Origin of the sequence: Tautonia marina (assembly GCF_009177065.1) — a bacterium.
Lineage (GTDB): Bacteria > Planctomycetota > Planctomycetia > Isosphaerales > Isosphaeraceae > Tautonia > Tautonia marina.
The window spans coordinates 1-6,468 of record NZ_WEZF01000049.1 but is presented as its reverse complement, the minus strand read 5'-3'; the positions used below and the strand labels follow the sequence as shown (position 1 = coordinate 6,468).

6 protein-coding genes are annotated in these 6,468 nt (G+C 66.1%); 1 reads left to right on the top strand and 5 read right to left on the bottom strand.

Features of this window, described 5'->3' with window-relative positions:
* Positions 1-404 (top strand): hypothetical protein (locus tag GA615_RS27085; RefSeq protein WP_235905695.1); only part of this gene is annotated, 404 nt, incomplete at its 5' end.
* A gap of 88 nt (positions 405-492) precedes the next feature.
* Here the strand turns inward: GA615_RS27085 and GA615_RS27080 are convergent.
* The 5 genes from GA615_RS27080 to GA615_RS27060 form a co-directional block, all read right to left on the bottom strand.
* Positions 493-789: a type II toxin-antitoxin system RelE/ParE family toxin gene (locus tag GA615_RS27080; protein ID WP_152054475.1), complete on the bottom strand. Its 297-nt coding sequence runs from the start codon at positions 787-789 to the stop codon at positions 493-495.
* The gene (locus tag GA615_RS27075) at positions 780-1,010 is read right to left on the bottom strand and encodes an addiction module protein (protein ID WP_152054474.1); all 231 of its coding nucleotides are present in this window, start codon (positions 1,008-1,010) and stop codon (positions 780-782) included. Before GA615_RS27075 ends, GA615_RS27080 begins: the two co-directional genes overlap by 10 nt.
* A gap of 95 nt (positions 1,011-1,105) precedes the next feature.
* The gene (gene glgP / locus GA615_RS27070) at positions 1,106-3,250 is read right to left on the bottom strand and encodes an alpha-glucan family phosphorylase (RefSeq protein WP_152054477.1); all 2,145 of its coding nucleotides are present in this window, start codon (positions 3,248-3,250) and stop codon (positions 1,106-1,108) included.
* 205 nt (positions 3,251-3,455) lie between these two features.
* Positions 3,456-4,637 carry a tetratricopeptide repeat protein gene (locus tag GA615_RS27065; RefSeq protein WP_161602606.1) on the bottom strand — a complete coding sequence of 394 codons (1,182 nt, stop codon included), beginning with the start codon at positions 4,635-4,637 and terminating at the stop codon, positions 3,456-3,458.
* A gap of 375 nt (positions 4,638-5,012) precedes the next feature.
* On the bottom strand, positions 5,013-6,468 hold a 1,456-nt coding region (locus GA615_RS27060), incomplete at its 5' end, for a hypothetical protein (RefSeq protein ID WP_235905693.1).

Genomic DNA, 6,468 nt, shown 5'->3' with positions numbered 1-6,468 from the left:
ATCCTCGACGCTCGGTAAGGTTCTTGCCGAATGCTAGACAAAAATACCCCGAATGCTATGGAGGGAACTCACACAATCCTTCACATTCCGAATTAAGCGAGGCTGAGTTGGTTCTGAAGGAACTGATTGAGAAGTGGAACGAACATGATCTAGAACAGCGAGAATTCGGTCGGGCAGGCTGGGTGGCAGCTGAGTTTTCTAATTGGTGGAGAAGCAAAACAGGAAAGCTGATTGATGAGGCGTGCGAGATTGCAGAGGAACTCATCTCGTGGTCGAAGGACTTCAACTTCCCGCTTTCGGAGCTTCACGAAAACGCTAACAGTGAAACAGACCCTAAGCTTCTTCGATTATCCAAGTTGATGAAAGCACTAAAGGATGACTCGCAATCGCTTTATGAGCCTTGAAATGAGTGGTTTTCCAAACTCAAGAAGGCTTGCGCCGGGTGCCCTGGACGGTGGGCGCGCCATCAGCAAGACAGATCGTCGGCGGCCATCATTCCTCGAAGCGGTCACGGCCATGCTCGGGGTGACGGCGGTGATGCTTGACGACGAGGACGCGGAGTTCTTCGTCTCGGATTCGGTAGTAGATCGCGAATGGGAATCGCTTGAGGGTATGGCATCGAAGCCCGGTTTCGACCTCGGGCCAGAGGGTCGGGAAGGTCCGAATGTTGACGATCGCCGCGTCGAATGCGTCCAGGAAGCGGGCACCGGTGCCCGGGGATTGCTCCTCGTAGAACCGAGCCGCCTCGATGAGATCCGCCTCGACTTCGGGGTGATAGGTCAGTCGCATCCGATCGCCCGGCGCGCGGCGGTCATGATCTCCTCGTGCGATCGGGCCTGAACTGCGCCCGAGGTCAGTTCGGCATCACGACGACGAGCGTCGGCGAGGGCCTCGGCCTCGGTGGTCGGCCGGAGGCCCTCGCCGATACTTTGCCAGAGGACCTCGGCCAGCTCGATCCGATCGGCGAGGGGCAGAGCCAGCAGACGCTCGGTCAGGGAGGGGTCGGGCATGACGTGGTCCGGACTTCTCGGGCAATCGGACTGGTCAGGGACTCATTGCGATCATACGAGGCCCTCTTGCCCATGTGCCACACGAATTCCAGTCCTCAGAAGCTCGGCATGGAGCAGGGCTGGCCGCCGCCGGCGGGGAGGTAGGCGTACTGGGCGTAGTCCATGACCTGGCGGTCGGAGTTGAAGCGCCAGCCGAGGGTGCGGAGGTTGTCCTTGACGCGGGCGATCCAGCGGCGGGGGAGGCCGTCGGCGCTGCGGTCGTAGTAGAGGGGGATGACCTGGTGGGTGAGGGTGTTCATCAGGTCGAGGTAGTCGCGGTCGTCCTGGACCGAGGGGACGGCGTGGGTTCGGCCGGAGCCGATGGCGAAGCCGTTGCGGCCGTCGTAGCCTTCGGCCCACCAGCCGTCGAGGATCGAGCAGTTCAGGCCGCCGTTCATGGCGACCTTCTGGCCGGAGGTGCCGCTGGCCTCCTGGGGGCGTCTCGGGTTGTTCAGCCAGACGTCGACCCCCTGGACGAGGAACCGGGCGACGTTCATGTCGTAGTCTTCGATGAACGCGAGCCGGCCGCGGAACTGGGCCGAATGGCTGATCTTGACGATCTGCTGGATGAATTCCTTGCCGTAGCGGTCCTCGGGGTGGGCCTTGCCGGCGAAGATCAACTGGACAGGGCGGTCTGAGGCGTTGACGATCTCGGCAAGGCGCTCGGCGTCCTTCATGACCAGGGTGGCCCGCTTGTAGGTGGCGAAGCGGCGGGCAAAGCCAATGGTCAGGGTGTCGAGGTCGAACATCCGGTGATAGCGTTCGAGGTCCTCGGGATGAGCGCCCCGGGCCTCGGCCTGGCGGGCGAGCCGCTGGCGGACGAATTCGAGCAGGCGGGCCTTGAGGACCTGGTGGGTTTCCCAGAACTCGCCGTCGTCGATCTCCGAGGCGGTGTCCCAGACCTCGGGATAGCGCATCCGAGATTCCCAGTTGGCGCCGAGGTGCCGGTCGTAGATGGCCTTCATCTGCGGGGCGAGCCAGCTCAGGGTGTGCACGCCGTTGGTGATGTGGCCGATCGGGACTTCTTCCTCGTTGCGGTTCGGGTAGAGCGGGTGCCACATCTGGCGAGAGACCTTGCCGTGCAGGGCCGAGACGCCGTTGGCGTGCCTTGAGAGCTTCAAGGCCAGCACGGTCATGCAGAACGGCTCGTTGTGGTCGCCCGGATGGACGCGGCCGAGGCCGAGGAAGTCGTCGGGGGGCAGGTGGAGCTGTTCGCGGAGCGGGCCGAGGGCGTCCTCGACCAGATCGGCGCTGAAGCGGTCGTGACCGGCCGCGACGGGGGTATGGGTGGTGAAGACGGTCATGCCGGCGACGTCTCGGACGGCCTCGCCGAAGGGGCGGCCCTCGGCCTCCATGACGTTCCGGGTCAGCTCCAGGCCGGCAAAGGCGCTATGGCCTTCGTTCAGATGGATGACCGACGGGTCGATCCCGGAAGCGAACAGCGCCCGGACGCCGCCGACACCCAGCAGCAATTCCTGCCGGATGCGGATTCGGGCGTCGCCGCCGTAAAGCCGGCCGGTAAGGGAGCGGTCTTCCTCGTCGTTCTCGGGCACGTTACTGTCGAGCAGGAGCAAGGTCGTACGGCCGACCTCGACGCGCCAGACCTTGGCGTGCAGGGTGCCGGATCGGCTCTCGACGGCCACGCGGACGGGGTCGCCGTTGGGGGTGAGGGCTTCCTCGATCGGCAGGCGGGCCGGATCGTTGTAGGGGTAACTTTCGTGCTGCCAGCCTTCGGCGTCGAGCGACTGGCGGAAATAGCCTTCGGCGTAGAGAATCCCCACGGCGACGAGCGGAATGCCCAGGTCGCTGGCGCTCTTGAGGTGGTCGCCGGCCAGCACGCCGAGGCCGCCGGAGTAGATCGGCAGGCTCTCGTGCAGGCCGAATTCCATCGAGAAGTAGGCGACCGGCCGGGCGCGAAGGGTCGAGGCGTGGATCGCTCCCCAGCTATCGCGGTTTTCGAGGTACTCGTTGAGGCGGCGGAAGGCGTAGTCGATCCGGGAGATCAGGGCCATTTCCGAGGCGCGTTGCACGAGCTGTTCGGGAGGAATCCGGTCGAGAAAGACCACGGGATTGTGGTCGGTTTCTCTCCAGAGAACCGGGTCGAGCTCTCGGAACAACTCGATGACGTGCGGCTGCCACGTCCACCAGAGGTTGCGGGCCAGTTCTCGCAGCTTGTTGATAATGGTGTCCTGGCTGACCATCTCCGCTCCTCGGGTCGCAGGGAGTCCTAACGCCCCGGTCGATCCGGACGGGGGCTTGAGCCCAGTCATCGGGCCAGTTCGGGCCGTCAGTATCCTCAATACGCGATGAATCGCCAACCCCGTACGACAAGACAGCCAATTTTCGCAAAAATTGCCCAATTTTTGTCGAGAGGAAGGAGACCGGTCCCAACCGAGCCCGAGACGATCATGGGGAGGGGACGGCTCCGGGGGCCTCGATCGGGGCGGGTTGGGCCTCCGGTTCCAGCTCGGCAGGGGGGGCGAGCGCCGATTGGGCGAGGAGATGGGGAATGCGGGCCGGGTCGGCCGCGTCGACGACCCACTGGAGCAAGGGCAGGGCCTCGTCGGTCTGGCCGTCGATCTGGAGGGTGACGCCGGCGTAGGCTCGGGCCTCGGCCTGCTGGTCGGGAGTCTCGGCGGCGGCGAGCAGGTCGTCGAGCGGCAGGTCGCCGAGCAGATGATCGAGGATCGGGCCGGGCCAGACGGAGAGGTCGCGATCCTCGGCCGCGGCGGCGAGCAGGCCGTCGGCCTGGGCCGATCGACCGGCCCGGCGGTGCTCGATGGCCGCGAGCAAGGCGGCGTAAGGCGAGAGTTCTTCGTACCAGCCGACGAGCACCAGATAGGCCTCGGCGTCGGCCGCTCCGCCGTCGAGGCCGAGGCCGACGGCCAGGGCCGCGCGGTTGAACCGGGCGGCGGCGTGGTTCGGATCGACCCGAAGGGCCAGGCCGAACTCGTCGTAGGCGCGCTTCGGCTCGTTGAGGTCGAGCCAGACGAGCCCCCGATTGTAGTAAGGCAAGGGGTCGAGCGGGGCGAGCTGCGCGGCCTGGTTCAGGTCGTCGAGCGCTTCCTGAAGGCGCCCGGCGGCCCGTCGCAAGTTGCCGCGGTTGAGCCAGGGGGTGCGCCACTCGGGTTCGAGGCGGATGGCCTCGTCGAAATCGGCCTCGGCCAGGTCGGGCCGGCCGCGATCGGCCCAGAGCAAGCCTCGGGTGAGGTAATCGTTGGCCGACGGGTTTCCGGCGTCGATCCGATCGGAAGCGGCCTCCAGAGCCTGGTCGAAGGGCAAGACGCGGTCGCCCTTGATCCAGCCGGCCAGGTCTTCGGCTTCGAGCCAGAGCCAGGGGCCGTTGACCTTGCCCACCGTGTAGACGCGGTGAATCGCCCCCGAGGCCACGATCCGCGCTTCGATCTTCAAAACGTCGTCGATCGAGGCCAGCACGACGCGGTCGCCCGGTTCGATCCCCTGCGCCTCGGCCCGAGGGGCGAGCAAGAGGCCAAGCGATGCGCTGATCAAGACGATTGCAACGTCGCGTCGGTGGCCTTTGGTGTGGTCTGGTATGTCGACTCCTGCTTCCACCCCTGAGTGATGCATTCTGGGTGGCCCCGGTTGCTCGTCAACCGGGGTCGCGGAGCGACGAGAGGCTTCGGTGCGGCCTCTCATCGCCTCTTGCGGCTGCGCCGCCCCGGTTGGCGAGCAACCGGGGCCACCCGAGGCAAGGGGAGACGTATCATTCGAGGACAGGAATGGTACGACGCGAGGGACTTCGCATTTGTCCTGGACGATGAGGGCAAGTCCGGGACGAAACCGTCGGCAGAGATTCCGGAGGTTCATGGCGTCCCTCGGCTCGATGCAAGAAAAAAAGTGCGATCAAGGGCGTCGGGCATCGGAGATTCCGGCGCAGGTCCGGAGTCCTTGTTCTTTTCAGCCCATCGTATCGCAACACAACGAGGGGACACAAAGGGCTGCTCAGCGGACGGGGGACGATCGGACCCGGGCGCTGGGGTCGAGGCCAAGGATGCGGCCTCGGGGGCGGGGGATGTCGAGGACGATCGGTTCGGAGGTTTCGACGGCGTTTTGATTGCCGACCACGTCGAAGACGTCGAGCCGAACATGGAAGCGGGCGGGGACGTTGGGAGGCAAGGGCCAGACAAACCGGCCGGAGTCGGGCAGGGCGGGGGTGATCTGCTGCCAGATGGCATCGGGGGCGTCGGGACGGATGGAGATGACGATGGGAGTTTCGGCCGGGTGCGGCTCGTCGGTGCGCCATTCGACGACGAGCGATCCGGCCTCGTCTCCGCTGCCGATGCCGACGGAATCGAGCGCAACGCGGGGCGGGGTGGTATCGACGATCACCTCAAACTCCGCGGGCGTGCCTGAAACGGGTCGGGGGTCTCCCAGGCCGTTCTGCGACTGCACGACGATCCGGAGCCCGTGGCGGCCGTCTCCGCCGAGGTCGACATGGAAAGGGGACCGCCGATCAGGGTCGGTGCCGAGCGACTCCCAGGTCTGGCCGTTGTCTCGCGTGACCCACATCTCGACCACTTCGAGCGACTCGACCGAGGCATCTTCGACGCCGTAACTTAACGGAAAACGTGGGCTTGCAATAATCCGAACACCACCCGAATCCGCAGGAGGCGCGGCGGGAGCGGCGGCGGGGTTCGGCGAAGGAGAAGGAGTCGGCCGAGCAGGCGGAGCCGCGTTGGACGATCGGACCGGAGCCGAGGTATTGGTCCGGGGAGCGGGCGGGGGGCGATCGTCGATTCCGGCGAAGGGATCGTCTGAGACTCCCGAGCGAGCGGGCGAGGGGTCCGAGGCGCGTCGGGCCAGGATCGGCGGCGGTGCGGCCCCGGCCGAGGGGGCGGAGACCGAGCCGGGGGCCTCGGCCAGCCCATCGGGTAAGAGCTGCTGCGCCGACCCTCGGTTGCCGGACGAGTCGGCCACGGTCACGCGGACGGTCACGGGCAATCCGGTACCGACCTCCCAGCGGGCCTCGCCGACGATCCTCGGCGAGGTCCTCACCTGCCGCCAGGCGTTCGCCGGAGCCCCTTGCACCTGATATTCGAGCGCGAAGGTCGAGAGATCGAGGTACTCGTCCTTCACCTCCCAGACAATCCCGACCACTCCCGCCCGGCGCGGCAGGGCCCGGATGACGACCGAGGGGGCCGTCGTATCGACCACCACCCGGAGCTTCGGCCGGACTTGCTCCATGTCGGGCGGATACAGGCGGTTCTGGCGATCTCTCGTCCGGACGGCGAACCAGTATTCCCCGTCCCTCGGCGCCCGGTACGGAAAGGCGAGCTGATCGGGAGCCGTGTTGCCGGCATACTCCCACGACAGGCCGCGATCGGACGAGACGTACAGGTGGACCTCCGCGATCTGCTCCAGCATCGCGGGGTCCTGAATGTTGAACGGGATCCGGAAC

Excerpts from the sequence above, each read along its gene's own strand:
- GA615_RS27080 (WP_152054475.1), bottom strand. The coding sequence starts at position 789 with ATGCGACTGACCTATCACCCCGAAGTCGAGGCGGATCTCATCGAGGCG.
- GA615_RS27075 (WP_152054474.1), bottom strand. The coding sequence starts at position 1,010 with ATGCCCGACCCCTCCCTGACCGAGCGTCTGCTGGCTCTGCCCCTCGCC.
- glgP (WP_152054477.1), bottom strand. The coding sequence starts at position 3,250 with ATGGTCAGCCAGGACACCATTATCAACAAGCTGCGAGAACTGGCCCGC.
- GA615_RS27065 (WP_161602606.1), bottom strand. The coding sequence starts at position 4,637 with ATGCATCACTCAGGGGTGGAAGCAGGAGTCGACATACCAGACCACACC.